Below are 19,842 nucleotides of genomic sequence, written 5' to 3'. Positions count from 1 at the left end.
TGGCGAACGCGAGGAGGCCCTCGACGGGTGGGCCCCACCGACGTTTATGTCCACCCCCCGTGACACCGACGTATGCGACTGACCGACGTGCGGGTGCTGGACCTCACTCGGCTGCTGCCGGGACCGTACGCGACCCAACTGCTCGCGGACCTCGGCGCGGACGTGGTGAAGGTCGAGGACACGGACACGGGCGACTACGCCCGACACATGCCTCCGACGGTCGACGGCGTCGGCGCGGTGTTCGACGGCGTCAACCGCGGGAAGCGGAGCGTCGCGCTCGACCTGAAGAGCGACGCGGGCCGAGAGGCGTTCTACGCGCTCGTCGAGGACGCCGACGCCGTCGTCGAGTCGTTCCGGCCCGGCGTCGTCGAGCGACTGGGCGTGGACTCCGAGACGCTGGCCGAGTACAACGAGGACCTGGTCTACGTCGCTCTCACCGGCTACGGCCAGACCGGACCGCTCGCAGACCGGGCGGGCCACGACCTGAACTACGTCGGCCGGGCGGGCCTGCTCGACATGACGCGCGAGAGCGAGGCCGAAGCCCCCCGCGTACCGGGCTACCAGATCGGCGACCTGAGCGGTGGGCTGTTCACCGCCTTCGCCGTCGTCTCGGGACTGCTCTCCCGGTCGTTCGGGAACGGTGGGAGCTACGTCGACGTGGCGATGGCCGACGTCGCGCTCACCTTCGGGCAGGCCCACGCCGCCGAAGCGTTCGGGGCCGGCCGGAGCGAGGGCGAGAACGGCCCACGTCCCGGTGAGACGCCGCTGACCGGCGCGTACCCGTGGTACGACGTCTACGAGGCGAGTGACGGCTACGTGACGCTCGCGGCGCTCGAACCGCAGTTCTGGGCGGCGTTCTGCGAGGCGGTCGACCGCGAGGACCTGCGAAGCTATCACATGACCGACGACGACGCCGAACGGGCGGCGCTCCGCGAGGAACTGGCCGACCTGTTCGCCGAGCGGACCCGCGAGGAGTGGGCCGAGTTGGGGCCGCAGACGACGGTCGAACCCGTCCTCACGCCCGCCGAGGCCGTCGACGACGAGAGCGTCCGCGAGCGAGTCGTGGTCGACGCGAACGGCGACCGCCCGCGACTCGGCTTCCCGGCCGTCACGGACCGACCCGACCCCGAGGAGTCCGTTCCGGGCCACGGCGAGCACACCGACACAATCCTGCACGAGGCGGGGTACGACGACGCGACGATAGCCGACCTCCGAGACTCCGGGGCGATTCGATGAGCGAGCCGCTCGACCGACTCGGCGTGCTCGTCTCGCCGGCGCTCCCCGACCCGACCGAGTTCGCCGTCGAGGCCGAACGCCTGGGCTACGACTCGGTCTGGACGAACGAACTGTGGTGGGAGTCCGGTGTCGTCCGCCTCACCGACATCGCCGCGCGAACCGACAGCATCGACCTCGGGACGGCCATCCTCAACGTCTACTCCCGGTCGCCCGCGGTGCTGGCGATGACGGCGGCGACGCTCGACCGGGTCTCGGACGGTCGGTTCAGCCTCGGGGTCGGTACGTCCACCGAGAAGGCCGTCGAGGACCTCCACGGCATGGCGTGGGACGACCCCAACCCCGTCCGTCGCGCCCACGAGACCGTCGAGCTCACCCGTGAGTTCCTCACCGGGAGCGGTCGCGTCGAGTACGACGGTGAGAGCCACCACGCGGCGGACTTCCCGGCGCTGGGACGGGACGTTCCCATCTACCACGCCGCGCTCGGCCCGGCCAACCGCCGGGTCGTCGCCCGTCTCTGTGACGGTTGGCTCCCCCACAACGTGCCGTTCCCGGCCCTCGCCGAGTCGTTCGACTACATCGCCGAGCACGCGGAGGAGGCGGGTCGTGACCCCGAAGCCATCACCGTCGCACCGTACGTCCCGTCGTGCGTCGCCGAGGACGCCGACACCGCCCGACAGCACCTCCGCGAACACGTCGCGTACTACGTCGGTAACGGCGAGGGCTACCGCCGCGCGGTCGCAAAGCGGTTCCCCGACGCCGCCGACGAGGTGGCCGAGCAGTGGCGCGACGGGAACCGGCCCGAGGCGGCCGCCGCCGTCACCGACGAGATGGTCGCGGCACTCGGCGTCGCCGGCACGCCCGACGACGCGCGAGAACAGCTTCGAACCGTCGCGGAGATGGACGTGGTGGACCGGCCGCTCGTCGTGATTCCGAACGGAGCGGAGGCCCACGCCGACCGGACGCTGGCGGCACTCGCCCCCGAACGGCCCTGAACCGTCGGGCGGCCGGCCCCACCACGCGACTCACTCCTCGTCGGGAACCAGCGCCGAGCGGTCGAGAGCGGCGACGCTCGTCCGCCCGAGGTTCGAGAGCGTGATGTCGACGTCCGCCCGGAGGTTCGTCACCACCTCGCGGACGCCGTCGCGGCCGTCGACGGCGAGTCCACAGGCGTAGGGACGGCCGACCATCACCGCGTCCGCGCCGAGGGCCATCGCGGTGAGCACGTCCGCACCGCGGCGGATCCCCGAGTCGAAGGTGACGGGGACGCGGTCCATCGTCGTCTCGACGACGCTCGGCAGGGCTTCGAGCGCCCCGACCGAGTTGTCGACCTGTCGGCCGCCGTGGTTCGAGACGGCGACGCCCTCCGCGCCACGACGGATGGCCTCCTCTGCGTCTTCGGGGTGGAGGATACCCTTGACGACGACCGGGAGGTCCGTCGACTCGACGAGGTCTTCGAGGTCGGCCCAGTCCATCGAGGGGTCGCCGAACACGTCGAGGAACGCCTGCGTCGCCACGTCGGGGTTCTCCTCGGGCGGCACGTCGAGTCGCTCGCGGAACACGGGGTCGGCGAAGTAGTTCGCCATCCCCTCGCCGTCGAGCATCGGGAGATAGCCGCCCTGGAGGTCCCGCTCACGCCAGCCGAGGATGGGGACGTCGGCGGTGAGGACGATGGCGTCGAAACCCGCGTCCTCGGCGCGTTCGACGAAACTCTCGGTTATCTCCGGGTCGCTGGAGGCGTACAGTTGGAACCACTTGGTCGTCTCGTCGAGTTCCTCGCTCACCTCCTCCATCGTGACGGAGGCGACCGAACTGAGACACATCGGGACGTCGAGGTCGGCGGCGGCCCGCGCCGTCGCCACCTCGCCGTCCTCGTGTACGATGGTCTGGATGCCGATGGGGGCGAGACAGAACGGCACGTCCCAGGTGTCCCCGAGAATCTCGACCGAGAGGTCGCGTTCGCTCACGTCACGGAGCATCCGTGGGAGCAGTTTCCAGTCCGTGAACGCCGACGTGTTCGACCCCATCGTCCGCTCGCCGCCAGCACCGCCCGCCAGGTAGTTCGCCGCGTCGTCGTCCATCTCGCTCAGCGCGACGCGTTCCAGTTCCTCGTAGCGCAGGGGGAGTTCCGGCGGCTGGTCGGCCAGCATCCCCATCGCGTAGATGTCTCGCTGTCGGTTCTCACCGTACGGGTCGGAAGGGGCCATGTCGGGCGGTCGAACCGATACCACATAAGCGGTGTGTGGACACGACGCACGTCGTCGAGGGGCGGGCGGAACCGCCGGAGGGGCGTCCGACGACTACCCGCTCGTCGGTTCGCCGCGGGCGTACGCTCGAATCGACCGGAACTGGACGAGCAGGAAGCCGAGAAAGATGACCGCGAACCCGACGAGGGTGGCCGCGGTGACCGCCTCGCCGAGCAACGCCGCGCCCGCGACGGTGGCGACGACGGGGACGAGATACGAGACGAGGTTGGTCTGGAGTGGCCCGTAGTCACCCAGCAGCGTGAAGTAGACGAGGAAGGCGAGCGCCGTCGCCAGCACGCCGAGGTAGCTCACCGCGAACAGCACCTCCTCGCTCGGCACGGCCGCCGGGAGTCCCTCGCCGGTCACCAGACTCGCGCCGTGGAGGACGAGTGCGCCCGACAGCATCGCCCACCCGGTCGTTCCCGCGTCGGCGAGCGTCGGGCCGAACCGCTGGACGAGCACCCCGCCGAGGGCGACGCTCGCGGCGGCGACCACCACCAGCCCCTTCGCCACCACGTCCGCGGCGAGCAGCGCGTTCGGGTCCGGGCGAGCGACGATGGCGACGCCGAGCAAGCCGACGGCGATGCCGAGCAACTGGACGGCCGAGAGGCGCTCATGGAGGACGACGACGGCGAAACCCGTCGTGAGCAGCGGGATGAGGCTGTAGAGGATGGCGGCGACGCCGCTCGGGATGGTCTGCTGAGCGACGAACAGCAGACTGTTTCCGGCGACGAGAAACAGGCCACCGGAGGCCACCGCGCCCACGTCGTTTCGCGTCCGTGGAATCCAGCGGTGGGTGTCGAGCGTCAGCATCGAGAAGACGAGCAACAGCACGGCGGCGATGTCGTAGCGAATCGCCGCGAACAACAGCGGGTCGAGTGAAGCGAGGCCGACACTGATAGCGGGAAACGACAGCCCCCACAGCGAGGCGAGTAGGACGAACAGACCGACCGCACGGAGACGTGACACGCCTCTCAGTGAGCAGAGGGGACGTAAAACAGCCGCGTTAGCGACAGTGACGTTCACGAGCCAGACGAAGTCACCTCGACAGTAATAGACTGCATAACGATACGTTCGGAGGCGCTCGGGTCGTGTATGCGCAGCCTCATCCCTACCCTCGTGGTGGCCTCTCTCCTCCTCCTCGCGGGATGTGTCGGGTCACCAGTGGAGAGTTCCGAACCGACGACACAGGTGACGACGGAGCGGGCGCACACGCCATCGCAACCGGACCGACCGTCGAGCGTGAACAGCGAGTCGGTCGCGGCGTACGCCAACCAGACGGAGACGTACCGTATCTACAGTGAAGCGACCGCCGACGGCGCGTCCGACGTCGAGGTGACCTGTGCGGCGACGACGGTCGGGTTCACCGGTGACGACGGGTACGCCGTCGTCGCGTGTAGCGGCACGGTCCACCACGGGAGTTCGACGGAACGCGTCGACACCACGGTGGCCTACCGGGTGTCGACCAGCGACGAGACGCGTATCGACCGGGTCTCGACGCACGACGACGGGAGCGACAACGAGCGTCGGTTCCGCGTCTACAACTTCGGTGACGACCGGCGCTCGCTCGCGGTGACGGTCACACCGGCCGACGGTGGTGCCGGGAACGCGTCGACCGTGTACGAGTACCGTCTCGATGGGGAGTCCGGTGCGGCGACGACCGGTCTCGTGTTGGACTCGTCGACCGACCGCTACGACGTGACGGTCACCGCCGGCGGGAGTTCGCGCCTCTCGACGCGCTGGACGACCACCGACGGTGTCGAGGGTGACGGACCGGTCGGCGTCGTCGTCGTCGCACCCGACGGCGAACTCGTGTGGGGAACCGCCCCCGCCTGAGTCCGATCAGAAACTGAAGAGGTCGATACCGCCCGTCACGCCGACGACCTGTCCGGTGACGTAGTTCGCTTGCTCGCTGGCGAGGTACGCGACCATGTTCGCCACGTCCCGCTCCCGGCCGAGTTTCCGCATCGGGGTCGCCTTGGCGATACGGGCGAAGTGCTCGTCGAACTCCTCTAGCTCTTCGATGCTCATGTCGGCGAACTGGTCGACGACGATGTTGGGCGCGATGACGTTCGCAGTGACGCCGTTCTGTGCGCCCTCCAGCGCGAGCGTCTTCCCGAAGCCGATGAGCGCCGCCTTCGTCGCGGCGTAGGAGGCCTGTCCGAACCCGCCCTGCCACCCGGCCATCGAGGACATGTTGATGACCCGACCCCAGCCACGGTCACACATCCCCGGAAACACCTGTCGGGTGACGTTGTACGCGCCGGTGAGGTTGATGGCGACGTCGCGGTCCCAGATGTCGTCGTCGTAGTCCTGCATCCGGGCGCGGGCGTCGACCATCCCGGCGTTGTTGACCAGGACGTCGACGCCGCCGGTCCGCTCCTCGATGGCCTCGACCGTCGCCGCGACGTCCTCGCGGTCGGTGAGGTCACACTCGACGGCGAACCCCTCGCCGCCCTGCTCCTCGACGGTGTCGATGGCGGTCCGTGCCGCGTCGAGGTTCACGTCGAGAGCGACCACCGTCGCCCCCTCCGCGCCGAGTACCTCGCAGTCTTCGCTCCCGATTCGGCCGCCGCCGCCGGTGACGAGCGCCGTCTTGTCGCTCAGTCCGAAGTCCATGACAGCCACCACGTCGGCGGGGGGTCACAAATAGCTACGCGCCCCACCGCAGTCGGTGTAGGGCGCCGGCCATCGGTCACCGGTCACCACTCGCCGGTCGCCGCTCGTCTTCAGACGACACCGACGATATCGAGCAGTTCCCGGAGGTCGGAAACCACGAAATCGACCACTTCGTCGGGGTCTTCGGCCGCGTTTTCAGCGGCGGTGCCACCGTGGGCCACCGTCGTGAAGCCGGCGCGTTTCCCGCCGCGCATGTCGTGGTCGTACCGGTCGCCGACGTACAGCGAGCGTTCGGGGGCGACCGGGGCGTCGTCGAGTGCGGCGTCGAACATCGCGGGGTCGGGTTTCGTCCGCCCGACGGACTCGCTGGTCGTGACACGGTCGAAGCAGTCCCGAACGTCGAACGTCGAGAGCATCCGCTCGGCCTCCCACGTGTCGATGTCGGAGACGATGCCGAGGTAGCACCCCGCCTCGTCGAGGGCGCGGACCGTCGACCCCGTACCGGGGGAGGGGCGGAGCGTCTCGGCGCTCGCCGCGTCGAACAGCGGTCGCCACTCCTCGTCGGGGACCGTGGTAGGCACCTCTTTCCCCCCACTGACGACCGGTTCACGGTCGAGAGCGGTTGATTCCTGAAGGGCGACCGCGACGGCGATAGCACGTCGGTAACCGTCGAGCGCCGGTCGGAACGTCGTCCCGTCCCGACTGGAGAAGTAGTGGCCGAGCGCCGCGCGCCAGTCCGCGACGAACTCGTCGACGGCCTCGATACCGTTCTCCTCGGCGAATCGCGTGAGGAACCGCTCGTGGCCCGCACGAACGGACGAGAGGTCGAGGAGCACCCCTCCGATGTCGAAGAACACGCCCTCGTACGCCAGGTCGTCCATGGCGAGTCGGGGGGCGGAACCGGGTTGACTCTACTGGTGGTCCGCCGGGTGGTACTCCCGGACGCCGTCGACGAGGGTGCTGTCCAGTCGGCCGGTCGCGTCGAGGTGTCGGAGCGCCGCGACCACCTCCGCGACGATGTACTCGATGGCACGGTCGCCGGAACGCCGTTCCGCGACCGTGACGGCCGTCGTCGCGCCGTCGACGACGCTCTCGACGCTGCGGTCGAGCAGCCGGTCGACCGACGCCCGGTCGCGTGCGACCGTCTCCGCGAACGCGTCGTGGACCGGGCCGTGGCCGGGGTAGACACGGTCGACGTCGAGGGCGTCGAGACGGTCCAGGGCGGTCGAGAACGCGCCGACCGCATCGTCGACCGCCCGGTCCAGGCCGGCGTGGAGGAGCACGGGACGGAACGGTTCGATGGCCATGTCGCCCGCGAACAGCGCCTCGTCCTCGCGTGCGAGGTAACAGCAGTGGTCGGCCTGGTGGCCCGGCGTGTGGACGGTTTCGAGCGTCGTGTCACCGACGTCGAACCGGTCGCCGTGGTCCAGCCACGTGTCGACGTGCCCGACCGGGAGGAGGTCGCCGTTGCGCCGGAGCGACCCGACGGCCATCTCGACGGCGTGCTCGACTCTCCGCTCGTCCAGTCCCGCCTCCGTCGCGGTGGTCCGGACGGTGTCGGCGAGGGCGTCGGGGTCGCGTGCGAACCGCTCGCTGACGCCCGCGGGCGCGAGGACGTGCGGAGCCGCGGCGTCGACGACCGTCTCGACCTGCCCGACGTGGTCGACGTGCGGGTGCGTGAGCAGGAGGTGCGTCACGTCCGTGAGGTCGTAGCCGCGGTCGTCGAGCGTCCTGGAGAGTGCCCGCTCGCTCTCGGCGTCCGGCATCCCGGCGTCGACGAGCACGAGGGCGTCGCCGAACTCGGCGAGGTACGCCGCGACGTGTCTCGGTGGCCAGTCGACGGGACTCTCGATACGGTGGACGCGCCCGGTGTGCATCGTCAGTCCTCTCGAATCGCACCGCGAAAAGGTCGGGGGATGTGGTCTCCGACGCGGTGGAAATCACCCACTACCGAGCGGTTGTATGCGACTAACTATTGCCAGAAGGGAAGATGATGCTCCTATGCAACGTCGACGGTACCTCGCAGTGTGTGGCACCGCAGCAGCAGGCCTGCTCGCAGGCTGCAACCAGACCGCCGCCCCCCCAGCGGACTCCCAGGAGACGGTCGATGGGCCGGCGCAGTTCAACAACATCCTCATCAACGCCCCCCAGGAAGCGGCTATCGACAGTGAGGTGTCGATGACCGTCAGCGCCCGCAACTACGGCGGGCAGACCGGTACCTACACCGACCGACTCGTGGCGGTCGACGGTGACTCGGACTTCGCACAGGACATCAGTATCGGCAACATCCCCTCCGGTCAGACCGGCGAGGTCGAAGTCAACGTCCCCGTTCGAGGTGCCGGTGAGTACCGGTTCGAACTCGAAGAGGCAGGGGTCGCCGCGTCGGTGGCCGTCACCGCCGAAGCGGTCGAACCCGGCCAGATGGTCGACGTCGGGAACAACCTTCAGCTGACGTTCACCGACGTCTCGTTCCGCGAGGGCGTCTACTACCGCTACGTCGCCGAGTCGGGCTACACCAAAGACATGTTCACGGGCGGAGGCGGGAACTCGGTCCTCGGCGTCTTCAGAGCGAAGATGAAGAACAGCGGTTCCCAGCCGACGCGCATCCTCCCCGAGAAGTTCAGCGTCGACGGTGGGCAGATTCACGCGACCATCGACGGCAAGCCCCTGGGCACCATCGAGGGCCTCGACGGGCAACCGCTCCTCGGGTCGCCCATCGAGTCCGGCGAGACGGTCAACGGGTGGGTGCTCGCCAGCATCCCCCGCGAGACGATTCTGAACCAGGGCATCGGCGTCGGCTGGTCGCTCAAGGCCGGCGGCGGTGGCCGCCCCGACCGGGTCTGGTCGTTCCCGCCCCGTGCACTCGCCGAGTTCGCGCTCGTCGACTTCACCATGCCCGACCGGCCTCAGCGCGGCCGACTGGAGGGGACCGTCACGGTCCGCAACGTCGGTCAGACCGGCGGTACGTTCACCGGTCTCGCGGAGTTCAACATGAAAGGTCGCGGCTGGTCGCCCGCGGCGTACCCGACCGGCGACGTGGAGTCCGGGGCGACGAAGACGTTCAGCTTCACGCAGTCGTGGCCGTTCACCCAGGAGACCGTCTGGCGGGTCATCCCGTTCGGGGCGAGCGAGCACCGACGCCGCATCACCGGTGGCTCCCAGCGTCTCTCGTTCGGCGACTCGACCGCGGCCATCGACAACTCCACGGTCACGGTCAGCAACCCGCGGTTCATGCGGACCTACGGGTTCACCGCGACCGAATCGACCGAAGGCGGCACCTCACAGCAGGTGACCAAGCAGCGCGAACCGCCGGAGGGTCGGAAGTTCCTGTTCATCGACGTCACGGTCACGGCGGGGGCGGCGGGCGGCAACACGCCGCAGCCGGACACCTTCCGAGCGAAGGTCGGCGACCAGAACTACCAGCAGTACACCGGCCCGAACCCGACGCAACCGGACGTCTCGCTCTACAGCGGCATGAACAACCCCGACGCGGGGCAGGAGGCCTCCGGCGTGCTCATCTTCGCCGTACCGGCGGACGCACAGAACGCCAGCGTCCAGTACCGCGAGGAGTTCGGCGGGCTCACCTCGGACATCGTCTGGAGCTGAACCACCGACCGACCGCTCGTTCTCCCCCGTTTCGCCGACCGTCGGAGTAAAGTCCCTGCCGTCGGTTGTCACGGCTACACATGCCAGGAGCCGATTCTCGATGACCACCGAGCAGTTCAGCGTCGCCGACCAGACCGTCGTCGTCACCGGTTCGTCACAGGGTATCGGCGAGGTGACCGCACGCCGGTTCGTCGAGGAGGGTGCGAACGTCGTCGTCTCCTCGCGGGACCAGGAGAAGGTCGACGCCGTCGCCGAGTCGATCAACGACGAGAACCCCGCCGGCCGGGCCATCGCCGTCGCCTGTGACGTCCGTGAACGCGACGCCGTGGAGGCGCTCGTCGAGGCCACCGTCGAGGAGTTCGGGAGTCTCGACACGATGGTCAACAACGCCGGCGCGTCGTTCATGGCCGGCTTCGACGACATCTCGGAGAACGGCTGGAAGACCATCGTCGACATCAACCTCCACGGGACCTACCACTGCTGTCAGGTCGCCGGCCAGCAGATGCAGGACCAGGACGAGGGCGGAGCCATCGTCAACTTCGCCAGCGTCGCCGGCCAGAAGGGGTCGCCGTACATGAGCCACTACGGGTCGGCGAAAGCGGGCGTCGTCAACCTCACGAAGACGCTCGCGTACGAGTACGCCGCTCACGACATCCGGGTGAACTGCATCGCGCCGGGGTTCGTCGCTACTCCCGGTGTCGAGACGCAGATGGGCGTCAGTGCGGGCGACATCGAGCGCGACAGCGTCGACCGGAACATCGGACTGAGCGAGGAGATCAGCGACATCGTCCAGTTCCTCGCCACCCCCGCCTCCTCGTACATCGTCGGTGAGACGCTCACGGCGGCGGGCGTCCCCGACATCATGGAGGAGACTCCGCAGTCATGACCGACGTCGCACGGGACGTGTTCCTCCCGGTCGCCGCTCAGCCGAGCGTCGACGCGCTGGTCGAACAGGCCCAGCAGGCGGAGTCGCTGGGCTACGACCGGGCGTGGCTCCCCGAGTCGTGGGGGCGCAACGCGATGATGGTGCTGACGAGTATCGCCGAGCGGACGAGCGATATCGGTCTGGGCACCTCCATCACGCCCATCTACTCGCGGTCACCGGCTCTCATCGGCATGAGTGCGGCGACGGTACAGGAGGTCTCCGACGGCCGGTTCCGCCTCGGCCTCGGCCCGTCCGGCCCCATCGTCATCGAGAACTGGCACGGCGTCGAGTACGGGAACCCGCTCCGGCGCACGCGCGAGACCATCGACGTCGTCCGGCAGGTGCTCGCCGGCGAAGAGGTGAGCTACGACGGCGAGTACGTCGACCTCTCGGGGTTCCGTCTCCGGTCGGCGGTTCCGGACCCCGCACCGTCCATCGACGTGGCGGGGATGGGGCCGAAGTCGGTCGAACTCGCGGGGCGGTTCGCCGACGGCTGGCACGCCCTGATGCTGACCGAGGAGGGTCTCGCGGACCGTCTCGCGGATCTCGAACGGGGTGCAGCGCTGGGTGACCGCGACCCGGACGACGTCCGAGTGACGCTCTCGTTGACCTGCGCGGCGCTGGAGGACCGCGAGCGGGCACGCGACATCGTCCGCCAGCACAGCGCGTTCTACGTCGGCGGGATGGGGACGTTCTACCGCGACAACCTCGCCCGACAGGGCTACCAGGAGGTCGCCAACACCGTCTACGACGAGTGGAACGACGGCGACCGGGAGGAGGCGCTGGCGGCTATCGACGACGACCTGCTCGACGAACTGGCCGTCGCTGGCACGCCCGAAGAGGCCCGCGAGCGTCTCGACGGGTTCGCGGCGATGGACGGCGTCGACGCGGTGTCGGTGTCGTTCCCGCGAGCCGCGACGGTCGAGGAGATCGACACGACCATCGAAGCGCTCGCCCCCGAGTGAGCCCCGGACGCGACCTCGTCGGCCCCGGAAGGTGAGCGCTAACCATCGAGAGGCTGACACGCGGACGTTCCCTCTGTCGGGGTCCCGGAGTCGTATTCGGGTCCTGAATCGGGAATTACTGTCTTTCTCCGTACATTAACTCGATGGCGAGCGGTGGGTCGGCGGCCGACCCGGCGGGTGGGGCAGGTCGCACGTAGCTATTTGACGCCACCACTCACACACCGGGATATGAGTGAACAGTACACGGGGGCGGATCTGTTCGTCGACGCGCTCGAACAGTACGGTGTCACCCACCTCTTCGGGAACCCAGGGACGACCGAACTGGCCGTGATGGAGTCGCTGGCCGACTCCTCGCTGGAGTACGTGCTGGGACTCCACGAGGACGTGGCGGTCGGCGCGGCGGCGGGATACGCCCAGACACGACGCTACCACTCCCACCACGACGACTCGGTGATGCCCGCCGGAGTGGTCAACCTCCACATCACGCCCGGTCTCGCACACGGCCTGGGGAACCTCTACGGCTCGAAGTGGACCGGCGCACCGCTCGTGTTGACGGCGGGGAACCACGAACTCGACTTCCGTCACGAGGAACCGCTCCTGACCGGCGACCTGCAAGCGATGGTCCAGCAGTTCACGAAGTTCGACGCCGAGGTGACGGACGTGGACGCACTGCCCGGACTGCTCCGTCGAGCGTTCCGCATCGCGCTGACGCCACCGACCGGTCCGGTCTTCCTCGGGTTGCCACAGGACGTGATGATGAGCGAAGTCGACGCCGACCCGGAACCGCTCGGCCCGATTCCGACGGCGGGGCGTGGCGACCCCGCGCAGGTCGAGTCGGTCGCCGACCTGCTCTGTGAGGCCGACGACCCGGTGTTCGTCCTCGGCGACGGCGTCGCACGCTCGGGCTACGAGGCGGTCACGGCCGCGATGGACCTCGCCGAAGCGACCGGTGCGCGCGTCCACGGCGAGATTCTCGCCAGCGAGGTGAACTTCCCGACCGGCCACGAGCAGTTCCTCTCGTATATCCCCCCGAACGAGGGGCTGGCGTCGATGCTGATGAACACCGACACGCTGTTGTTCGTCGGCTGTTCGACCAACACGACCCTCCTTCGCCACGACTCGCCGCTGGTCCGCGAGGACGCGGTCTGTCTCCACGTCGGCGACGACGCCGACGAGTTGGCGAAACGCCAGCACGCCGACGCCGCCGTGCTCGGTGACCCCGGCGAGGTGATGGCCGAACTCGCCGAGCGCGTGGGTGACCGACTCGCGGCCGACGAGCGCGACGCCCGACTGGAGAAGGTCCGGGCGATGAAGGAGTCACTCGCCGCCACCGTCGAGTCGATGGGCGTCGACGAGACCCCGGAGGGCGAGACCCGACCGTCGAAGGCGGACCTCGTCGACGCGCTCGAAGCGGCCGCCCCCGACGCGTTCGTCGTCGACGAGGGCATCACGGCGAAGTACCCGCTGCTGACGCGCTGGGAGATGGACGCCGAGGGGATGCTCTCGAACAAGGGCGGCGGACTGGGCTACGGGCTTCCCGCGTCCATCGGCGCGGCGTTCGCCGAGCGCGAACGCGAGGCCGAGGGTGGCGACGCCCGACAGGTCATCGGCTACATCGGCGACGGGTCGTACCTCTACTACCCGAACGCGATGTACACCGCCGCACGTCACGGCCTCGATATGACTGTCGTCATCCCGGACAACCGCAACTACCGCATCCTGAAGGACAACACGAACACACTGTTCGGCGGGAGCGACGAGGACCACGACTTCGTCGGGATGGACTTCGAACCGCCGGTCGACATCCCCGCGAACGCCCGGTCACACGGCGCGAGCGCGGGACAGGCCGAGACGCCCGACGAACTGGACGCGGCCATCGAGGAGGCGTTCTCGACGTCCGGCCCGTACGTGCTGGACGTGCTCGTCCACGACTGAGACGCCGAGCGTGCTGGCTCGGGGGTCGCTACGGACCCCCGAGCGCCCCGTGGTGCTACCGAGCACGCATGGTAAGTATAAGGAGACGCCCCGCGTCCGTGTAGGTAGTGGCAGCAACGTTCGTGCTGATAACGGTGGACTCGCTTCGAGCGGACGCACAACACGCGATGCCGACTCTGCAACGACTCGCTGCCGACGGAACCTCGTTCTCTCGTGCGTACGCTCGTGGCAACTGGACGCCGTTCTCGTTCCCGAGTCTCCTCGGGTCGGACCCCGTGTTCACCGGTGGCTCTCGGGTCGGCCCCTCCGCGGCCCCGACGCTCGCCGAACGCCTCCAGAGCGTCGGTATCGAGACGGTCGGTCTCAACGCCGCCAACGGGTTTCTGACCGAACACTGGGGCTACGACCGCGGGTTCGACACTTTCGAGACGTTCCTCGGCGGTCCGCGCTGGATCGCCGCTCACCCGACGGTCAACGGCTGGATCCAGCTCCTCGCCGCGCCCGGTCGTCGTGCCGTAGCGAAACTCCGAGGCGACGACGACCGAATCGCCGTCGACACCTCCCACCTGAAGGCGCTCGAAGACCACGCCGCCGACGCCATCCGGTCCGCCGACGGGCCGCTGTTCTGCTGGCTCCACTACATGGACACCCACACGCCGTACCTCCCCGCCCCGCGCCACGTCCGGGCGGTCTCCGGCGGAACGGGCAGCGGAACGATGCTCCGCGCACACGTCAACGCCGGTCTCGGCCGCGAGGTCGACGACCGGGCGCTCGACGACCTGCGGACGCTGTACCACGGCGCGGCCCACCAGGTCGACGCGAGCATCGGACGTGTCGTAGAGACGCTCCGCGAGGCCGGGCGTGGCGACGCCACCGTCCTCGTCGCCGGCGACCACGGCGAGGAGTTCCAGGAACACGGCCACCTCGCGCACTACCCCAAACTCTACCGCGAACTCGTCCACGTCCCGTTCGTCGTCGGACGAGCGGACGGCGAGGGGACAGCGAGCGACGGTCGAACGGTCGAAGACCCTGTCGGTCTCGACGCCGTCCCACCGACGGTCTGTGACGCGTTCGACCTCCCGACGGAGGGTTTCGACGGCGAGAGCGTCCTGCCGACGGTTCGCGGGGAGTCGTCGCTCGACGCGGCCCCGGTGGTCTCCGTCGCCGTTCGCGGCCCCTCGGTGACCAGCCAACCCATCCCGCGGCGACTGGACGACGGCGAACTCCTCGTCAGCGTCCGTGACGACCGGTTCACCTACATCCACCACACGGAGTCGGGACACGTCGAGTTGTACGACAGGGAGGCCGACGCGGGCGAACAGCGCGACCTCGCGGACGAACCGGCGCTCACCGAGGTCCGGACCCGATTCGAGGAACTCGCCACCGAGCACGCGGCGACCCTCGGCGGCGGGGAGGGCGACGACGGGCCGCGGGCGGTCCCCGACGACGTGAACGACCGTCTGAAGGCGCTCGGCTATCGCTGAGTCGCCGAAGGGACTCCCGTCTCGTCGGCGGAACCGGCCCGACCGCCGTCAGTCGTCGGCGTCGAGACGGACCCGTCGCCCGTCCAGTGTCTCGGGGAACATCTTCCCCGGATTGAGCGTGTCGTTGGGGTCGAGTGCCCGCTTGATGCGGCGCATCGCGTCGACGCTCGCTTCGCCGTGTTCCAGATTCATGTACTCGCGTTTGCCCATCCCGATACCGTGTTCGCCGGTGCAGGTGCCACCGACCTCGATAGCACGTTCGACGATGTCGCGGTAGACCTGTTCGCCCACCTCCCGAACTTCGGGGTCGTCCGGGACGAGCACGGAGTAGTGGAGGTTGCCGTCACCGGCGTGGCCGAAGCAGGGAATCGGGAGGCCGTACTCCGCCTCCAGGTTTTTCGCGTACCGAATCATCTCCGGGTACTCGCTGATGGGGACCGTGATGTCGCCGGGGTGGAGCGGTTGTTGCTCGGGGTCCCACGCGCGGGCGGCGAACGCCAGTTCCCGGCGGGCGGCCCAGAGGTCGGCCATCTCCTCCTCCTCGGCCATCTCGAAGCGTTCGACGCCGTGTTCCTCGAAGACGCTCTCGCAGAAGGCTATCTCGTCCTCGACGCCGTGGTTGGCGTGGAACTCCAGGAACGTCATCGGCGCGTCGGGCAGGTCGCTCCCGAGGTAGTCGTTGGCCATCTCGGCGCTCAACTCGTCGATGAGTTCTATCTTGGCGACGTCGACACCCGAGCGGACGGCGTCGAACACCGCGTCCGCGGCGGCGTCGAGCGTCGGGAAGATGGCCCGGCCACCCCGAATCTGCTGGGGTCGCCCCCGAAGCGAGAGCGTCGCCTCGGTGACGACGGCCAGCGTCCCCTCGCTGCCGACGAGCAAGGACCTCAGGTCGTAGCCGCTTGAGGTCTTGATGGCGCGACTCCCCGAGCGAACCACGCTCCCGTCGGCGAGGACGGCTTCGAGTTCGAGCACCCAGTCGCCCACCTCGCCGTACTTGACGGTCTGCATCCCGCTGGCGCTGTTCGCTATCATCCCGCCGATGGTCGAGAGGTTCCCCGAGGAGGGGAGCGGCGGGAAGAACAGGCCGTACTCCGCGACGGCGTCGTCCACTGCCGTGCCCATGACGCCCGGTTGCACGTCGATCTGGAAGTCGTCCGGGCGAACCTCCAGAACCTCGTTCATCGCCATGAGGTCCATGCTGATGCCCGCGTGAGCGGGGACGGCGTTGCCCTCCAGGCTCGTCCCCGCCGCGTAGGGCGTGACGGGGACGCCACGCTCGTCCGCGGCGGCGAGCACCGCACTCACCTCCTCGGTGGAGTCGGGACGGACGACGGCGTCCGGGAGCGTCGCCTTCTCGGTCTCCTGTGTGCCCCAGTCGGCCGCGTGGCTCTCTAAGTCCCCGTCCTCGAAGGAGACGGCGACGTCGAGGTCCGAGAGGAACGAGCAGTCGTGTGTCATGGGTCGACGTGACTCGCCTGAGGGGTTAAGGGTTCCCCGGCGGCGTCGGCCGAAATCGGAGCGGAAACTCGGAACCGTAGGTTCGGAGTTCCGTCCGGCTTTATGCGGGTCGCCCCCGGAGTGCGAGATATGCAGGTCATCGAGGTGACGGAGTTCGGCGGAAGCGACACGATGCAGGTGACCGACCGCGACGTCCCCGAACCGGGCGAGGGCGAGGTTCGCATCGAGGTCCGCGCGGCGGGCATCAACTTCGCGGACATCATGCAGCGCCGTGGCCACTACCAGGGCGGGCCGGAGCCGACGTACGTCCCCGGCATGGAGGTCGCGGGCGTCGTCGACGCCGTCGGTGAGGGCGTGGGTCGTTCCGAGGGCGACGAGGTCGTCGGCATGGTCGACGGCGGGGGCTACGCCGAGTACGTGACCGCCGACGCCTCGGGACTGTTCGACGTTCCCGAGGGGATGAACTTCGAGGCGGCCGCCGGCTTCCCCGTCCAGTTTCTCACCGCGCACAACTGCCTCCACGAGTGGGGGGGACTGGAGGAAGGCGAGCGCGTGCTCATCCACGCTGCGGCGGGCGGCGTCGGGACGGCCGCCGTCCAGATCGCCCGCGAGGCCGGCGCGGAGACGTTCGGCACCGCGAGCACGCAGGAGAAGCGTGACCTCGCCACCAGTCTGGGGCTGGACCACGCCATCGACTACACCGAGACGGAGTTCGCCGAGGAAGTGAACGACCTGACGGACGGCGAGGGCGTCGACCTCGTGCTCGACGGTATCGGCGGGGAGACGACTCAACAGAGCCTCGACTGCCTGTCGCACTTCGGCCGGATGGTCAGTTTCGGCGCGGCCAGCGGCGAACCGGGCCACCCCGACACCGCCTCGCTGCTGTTCTCGAACCAGCGCGTCATCGGCTACCACCTCGGACAGGGGATGTACCGCGCCCCCGAGAAGGTGATGAGCGCGATGCCGCCGCTGATGGAGCTGCTCGGCTCCGGTGCGCTCGAAGTGCAGGTCGGAGAGACCTTCGCGCTCGAAGACGCCGCCGAGGCCCACGAGTACATCGAGAACCGCGAGTCCAGCGGGAAGGTCCTCCTCGTCCCGTAGACCGTGCGCTCGACCAGTCGCACCGTCGTCGGCTACGCCCTGCTGTTCTCGGTGCCACCGGGTGCGGGACTGGGCGTCGCCGTCCAGATGACGAGCGGCGACCCGCCGCTCGCGCTGGCGTCGGCCGTCGGCGTCGCTCTCGTGCTGTTTCTCGTCCTGCTCGGCCTGTTCGGTTCGGGGTCGACCGACCACTGAGTCGTCCCGTGGCCCGCGACGACCGACCGACTACTCGAGGGGCAACGCGCTCGTGTCGATTCCCGCCCGACGACCGTCCAGCACCCCGAACCGCTCGCCGCGGTGACGCTCCAACCAGTAGAGCAGCCGCTCGGCCCACGCCAGCTTTCGGCGCTTCGCGGGGCCGACCGACGGGTCATCGAACTCCCACCCCGGAAACACCAGTCGGTCGGCCCCGAAGTGGTCCGCGAGGAACGCCGCCCGGTCGCCGTCGGTGAACCCGCCGAAGTTCTCGACGGGGCCGACCGGTTCGACCTGCGTCGTCGGGAGGGTCCACTCGGCGGCCATCCGTGGGACGTACGCCTCGACGAGCGGCAGGTTGTCCCCGTGAGCGTGTGCGGCGACGGGCGTTCCCGTCCGGGTCAGTTCGACGGCCGTCTCGGGGTTCTTGTCGAGATCGGTCACCATGCAGTCGACGGTGACGCCGTGGTCGAGACAGGTGTCGGCCGCGGTGGAGGCGGCGACGACGACGTCCGCGGCGCTCGCGCGTGGCAGGTCCTCGGTCAGGTTCGGGGCCGCGCCACAGACGGCCACCGTCGCGCCGTCGAACCGGGGCAGTCGGTCGTGGTCGAACGGCGTCGTCAGGGCCGCGAGGCGGTCTCTGACTCGTTCGTCGCCGGTACGGTCGTAGCCGAACTCGTGTACAATCGCCTCGTAGACGGGGATCCAGTCGGAGGAGCGCATGCTCGTGTAGTAATAAACCGAAGGTCGAACGGCCACCAAGTACCCCTACCCGCGTGGCCGGTCGACTCGCATCCGACGATATTTACGGAGGCGGTATAAGTTTTCTCTTAGCCGTCCGCCCGACGGACGACGTGCGTCAGACGTTCTCCTCGGACGACGCCCCGTCAGTCGAGTGCCGACGCGACGTCGTCGAGTGCCCCCCCGGCCGCCGGGTCCGTCCGGTCGCTCGTCGACGCCATCGTCGCCAACGCGGCGTCGGTGCCGACCAGCAGGTCCGCCGTCTCCCCACGCGCGTAGTGGCACCCGGATTCGGCGGCGAGCGTCGCCAGTTCCCCGCGGGCGTCCTCGGGGAGGCCCTCGACCGCGAACGTCCGGACCGCGGCGTGTCCGGCGACGTCGGCGTCGACACCGGACTCGGCGGCGTGACGCTCGGCCTCGCCGGTCGTCGTCACGTCCAGTTCCTCGACGGTCGGCGTGTGGACCCGGTCGCGGGCGAAGCGATGGCCGACGAGTGCCGCGTCGCGGGTCTCGGCGACGTCGTGCGTGCGGACGACGTGAGCGCCGCGCTCGACGGCCATCGAGGTGGCCGCGAGGCTGACCGGCAGCGCTTCCTCGGTGTCACGCCCCGCGATGTCGCGGAGGAAGTTCTTCCGGTTGATGGAGACGAGGATGGGTCGACCGTAGCCCCGGAACTCGCGGAGGCGCTCGAACGTCTCGCGGTCCTGTGCGAGTGTCTTCTCTTCGGACCAGCCACCGAACGCCGGGTCGACGATGGTCTTGTCGGTCAACCCGTTCAGTTCGAGGGCGTCGTAGATGTCGTCGACCGCTTCGACCGCACCGGGTCGTTCGAGGTCCGGCGGCGAGGCCATCTTGGCGACGGCGGCGTCACGTTCGTCGCAGACGCGGGGCATCTCCGGGTCGGCGAACCCACAGATGTCGTTGACCATGTCGAACCCACGGTCGAGTGCCTCGGCGGCGACCTCGTGATAGCGCGTCTCGATGGAGAACACCGCGTCCCCCGAGACGGAGTGGACGGTCTCGACGGCGGTGTCGAGGCGGTCGAGTTCCTCCTGTGCGGAGAGCACCTCGAACTTCTTGTTGGCCGATTCGAGACCCACGTCGACGATGTCCGCCCCCTCGTCGACGAGGTGTTCGTCGACGTACTCGGCGGCCTCGCCGGGGTCGTCGAAGACGCTCGGCTTGTACGGCGACTCGCTGGAGACGTTCAACACACCCATGATGCGCGGGGGACGGTCGTCGCCGATTTCGAGACCGGCGGCGTCGACGGTTCGCATACCACGACGTAGCGTCGGCGGCCCCATAGCCGGTCCGGTAACGGCGTGTTCACC

Annotated in this window: 18 protein-coding genes; 10 read left to right on the top strand and 8 right to left on the bottom strand. The window is 69.0% G+C overall.

What is annotated here, in order from left to right:
• The first annotated feature begins 72 nt into the window (after positions 1 to 72).
• Positions 73 to 1,236 (top strand): CaiB/BaiF CoA transferase family protein, encoded by a 1,164-nt coding sequence (locus GQS65_RS03595; RefSeq protein WP_158203305.1) that lies wholly within the window; start codon positions 73 to 75, stop codon positions 1,234 to 1,236.
• Positions 1,233 to 2,228, top strand: a complete 996-nt coding sequence (locus GQS65_RS03590) for an LLM class flavin-dependent oxidoreductase (RefSeq protein WP_158203304.1) — start codon at positions 1,233 to 1,235, stop codon at positions 2,226 to 2,228. The genes GQS65_RS03595 and GQS65_RS03590 overlap by 4 nt, the downstream gene beginning before the upstream one ends.
• Before the next feature lie 30 nt (positions 2,229 to 2,258).
• Here GQS65_RS03590 and GQS65_RS03585 read toward each other — a convergent pair whose 3' ends face one another.
• Entirely contained in the window at positions 2,259 to 3,440 is a 1,182-nt protein-coding gene (locus tag GQS65_RS03585) for an alpha-hydroxy-acid oxidizing protein (protein WP_158203303.1), read from the bottom strand.
• Between the two features lie 93 nt (positions 3,441 to 3,533).
• Entirely contained in the window at positions 3,534 to 4,448 is a 915-nt protein-coding gene (locus tag GQS65_RS03580; protein WP_368279796.1) for an EamA family transporter, read from the bottom strand.
• Between the two features lie 126 nt (positions 4,449 to 4,574).
• On the opposite strand from GQS65_RS03580, the gene GQS65_RS03575 reads away from it, so the two are divergent.
• Complete coding sequence (locus GQS65_RS03575) at positions 4,575 to 5,315, top strand: hypothetical protein (RefSeq protein WP_158203302.1); 741 nt, start codon at positions 4,575 to 4,577, stop codon at positions 5,313 to 5,315.
• 6 nt (positions 5,316 to 5,321) lie between these two features.
• Here GQS65_RS03575 and GQS65_RS03570 read toward each other — a convergent pair whose 3' ends face one another.
• From GQS65_RS03570 to GQS65_RS03560, 3 genes are all read right to left on the bottom strand, one after another.
• On the bottom strand, positions 5,322 to 6,098 hold the full coding sequence (locus GQS65_RS03570; RefSeq protein ID WP_158203301.1) for an SDR family NAD(P)-dependent oxidoreductase: 777 nt from the start codon (positions 6,096 to 6,098) through the stop codon (positions 5,322 to 5,324).
• Positions 6,099 to 6,208: 110 nt separating this feature from the next.
• Positions 6,209 to 6,979, bottom strand: coding sequence for an HAD family hydrolase (locus tag GQS65_RS03565; protein ID WP_158203300.1), 771 nt, complete (start codon positions 6,977 to 6,979; stop codon positions 6,209 to 6,211).
• Positions 6,980 to 7,009: 30 nt separating this feature from the next.
• Positions 7,010 to 7,975, bottom strand: coding sequence for an MBL fold metallo-hydrolase (locus GQS65_RS03560; protein ID WP_158203299.1), 966 nt, complete (start codon positions 7,973 to 7,975; stop codon positions 7,010 to 7,012).
• Between the two features lie 124 nt (positions 7,976 to 8,099).
• On the opposite strand from GQS65_RS03560, the gene GQS65_RS03555 reads away from it, so the two are divergent.
• The 5 genes from GQS65_RS03555 (at position 8,100) to GQS65_RS03535 (ending at position 15,013) form a co-directional block, all read left to right on the top strand.
• Complete coding sequence (locus tag GQS65_RS03555) at positions 8,100 to 9,704, top strand: hypothetical protein (RefSeq protein ID WP_158203298.1); 1,605 nt, start codon at positions 8,100 to 8,102, stop codon at positions 9,702 to 9,704.
• Between the two features lie 100 nt (positions 9,705 to 9,804).
• Complete coding sequence (locus GQS65_RS03550) at positions 9,805 to 10,590, top strand: SDR family NAD(P)-dependent oxidoreductase (RefSeq protein ID WP_158203297.1); 786 nt, start codon at positions 9,805 to 9,807, stop codon at positions 10,588 to 10,590.
• Positions 10,587 to 11,594 carry a TIGR04024 family LLM class F420-dependent oxidoreductase gene (locus GQS65_RS03545; RefSeq protein ID WP_158203296.1) on the top strand — a complete coding sequence of 336 codons (1,008 nt, stop codon included), beginning with the start codon at positions 10,587 to 10,589 and terminating at the stop codon, positions 11,592 to 11,594. The genes GQS65_RS03550 and GQS65_RS03545 overlap by 4 nt, the downstream gene beginning before the upstream one ends.
• Before the next feature lie 228 nt (positions 11,595 to 11,822).
• Complete coding sequence (locus GQS65_RS03540) at positions 11,823 to 13,529, top strand: thiamine pyrophosphate-binding protein (protein ID WP_158203295.1); 1,707 nt, start codon at positions 11,823 to 11,825, stop codon at positions 13,527 to 13,529.
• Positions 13,530 to 13,696: 167 nt separating this feature from the next.
• A complete protein-coding gene (locus tag GQS65_RS03535; protein ID WP_233265012.1) occupies positions 13,697 to 15,013 on the top strand; it encodes a sulfatase in 1,317 nt (438 codons plus the stop codon).
• Between the two features lie 48 nt (positions 15,014 to 15,061).
• On the opposite strand, the gene GQS65_RS03530 is transcribed toward GQS65_RS03535, so the two are convergent.
• On the bottom strand, positions 15,062 to 16,474 hold the full coding sequence (locus GQS65_RS03530; protein ID WP_158203294.1) for an FAD-binding oxidoreductase: 1,413 nt from the start codon (positions 16,472 to 16,474) through the stop codon (positions 15,062 to 15,064).
• Between the two features lie 129 nt (positions 16,475 to 16,603).
• Between GQS65_RS03530 and GQS65_RS03525 the strand changes: the two genes are divergently transcribed.
• A complete protein-coding gene (locus GQS65_RS03525) occupies positions 16,604 to 17,575 on the top strand; it encodes a quinone oxidoreductase family protein (RefSeq protein WP_158203293.1) in 972 nt (323 codons plus the stop codon).
• 3 nt (positions 17,576 to 17,578) lie between these two features.
• Entirely contained in the window at positions 17,579 to 17,770 is a 192-nt protein-coding gene (locus tag GQS65_RS03520) for a hypothetical protein (RefSeq protein WP_158203292.1), read from the top strand.
• Positions 17,771 to 17,800: 30 nt separating this feature from the next.
• Here the strand turns inward: GQS65_RS03520 and GQS65_RS03515 are convergent, their stop codons facing one another.
• Together GQS65_RS03515 and GQS65_RS03510 are read right to left on the bottom strand one after the other, a co-directional pair.
• Positions 17,801 to 18,493 carry a 6-hydroxymethylpterin diphosphokinase MptE-like protein gene (locus GQS65_RS03515; protein WP_158203291.1) on the bottom strand — a complete coding sequence of 231 codons (693 nt, stop codon included), beginning with the start codon at positions 18,491 to 18,493 and terminating at the stop codon, positions 17,801 to 17,803.
• Positions 18,494 to 18,657: 164 nt separating this feature from the next.
• Positions 18,658 to 19,788, bottom strand: a complete 1,131-nt coding sequence (locus tag GQS65_RS03510) for a dihydropteroate synthase (RefSeq protein ID WP_158203290.1) — start codon at positions 19,786 to 19,788, stop codon at positions 18,658 to 18,660.
• Positions 19,789 to 19,842: the final 54 nt, after the last annotated feature.

Origin of the sequence: Halomarina oriensis (genome assembly GCF_009791395.1) — an archaeon.
Classification (GTDB): domain Archaea; phylum Halobacteriota; class Halobacteria; order Halobacteriales; family Haloarculaceae; genus Halomarina; species Halomarina oriensis.
The sequence above is the reverse complement of the archived record's forward strand: the minus strand, read 5'-3'. Positions and strand labels throughout refer to the sequence as shown.

Excerpts from the sequence above, each read along its gene's own strand:
- GQS65_RS03530 (WP_158203294.1), bottom strand. The coding sequence starts at position 16,474 with ATGACACACGACTGCTCGTTCCTCTCGGACCTCGACGTCGCCGTCTCC.
- GQS65_RS03525 (WP_158203293.1), top strand. The coding sequence starts at position 16,604 with ATGCAGGTCATCGAGGTGACGGAGTTCGGCGGAAGCGACACGATGCAG.
- GQS65_RS03510 (WP_158203290.1), bottom strand. The coding sequence starts at position 19,788 with ATGCGAACCGTCGACGCCGCCGGTCTCGAAATCGGCGACGACCGTCCC.
- GQS65_RS03590 (WP_158203304.1), top strand. The coding sequence starts at position 1,233 with ATGAGCGAGCCGCTCGACCGACTCGGCGTGCTCGTCTCGCCGGCGCTC.
- GQS65_RS03575 (WP_158203302.1), top strand. The coding sequence starts at position 4,575 with ATGCGCAGCCTCATCCCTACCCTCGTGGTGGCCTCTCTCCTCCTCCTC.
- GQS65_RS03595 (WP_158203305.1), top strand. The coding sequence starts at position 73 with ATGCGACTGACCGACGTGCGGGTGCTGGACCTCACTCGGCTGCTGCCG.
- GQS65_RS03550 (WP_158203297.1), top strand. The coding sequence starts at position 9,805 with ATGACCACCGAGCAGTTCAGCGTCGCCGACCAGACCGTCGTCGTCACC.
- GQS65_RS03540 (WP_158203295.1), top strand. The coding sequence starts at position 11,823 with ATGAGTGAACAGTACACGGGGGCGGATCTGTTCGTCGACGCGCTCGAA.
- GQS65_RS03545 (WP_158203296.1), top strand. The coding sequence starts at position 10,587 with ATGACCGACGTCGCACGGGACGTGTTCCTCCCGGTCGCCGCTCAGCCG.
- GQS65_RS03585 (WP_158203303.1), bottom strand. The coding sequence starts at position 3,440 with ATGGCCCCTTCCGACCCGTACGGTGAGAACCGACAGCGAGACATCTAC.
- GQS65_RS03560 (WP_158203299.1), bottom strand. The coding sequence starts at position 7,975 with ATGCACACCGGGCGCGTCCACCGTATCGAGAGTCCCGTCGACTGGCCA.
- GQS65_RS03535 (WP_233265012.1), top strand. The coding sequence starts at position 13,697 with ATGCCGACTCTGCAACGACTCGCTGCCGACGGAACCTCGTTCTCTCGT.
- GQS65_RS03570 (WP_158203301.1), bottom strand. The coding sequence starts at position 6,098 with ATGGACTTCGGACTGAGCGACAAGACGGCGCTCGTCACCGGCGGCGGC.
- GQS65_RS03515 (WP_158203291.1), bottom strand. The coding sequence starts at position 18,493 with ATGCGCTCCTCCGACTGGATCCCCGTCTACGAGGCGATTGTACACGAG.
- GQS65_RS03555 (WP_158203298.1), top strand. The coding sequence starts at position 8,100 with ATGCAACGTCGACGGTACCTCGCAGTGTGTGGCACCGCAGCAGCAGGC.
- GQS65_RS03565 (WP_158203300.1), bottom strand. The coding sequence starts at position 6,979 with ATGGACGACCTGGCGTACGAGGGCGTGTTCTTCGACATCGGAGGGGTG.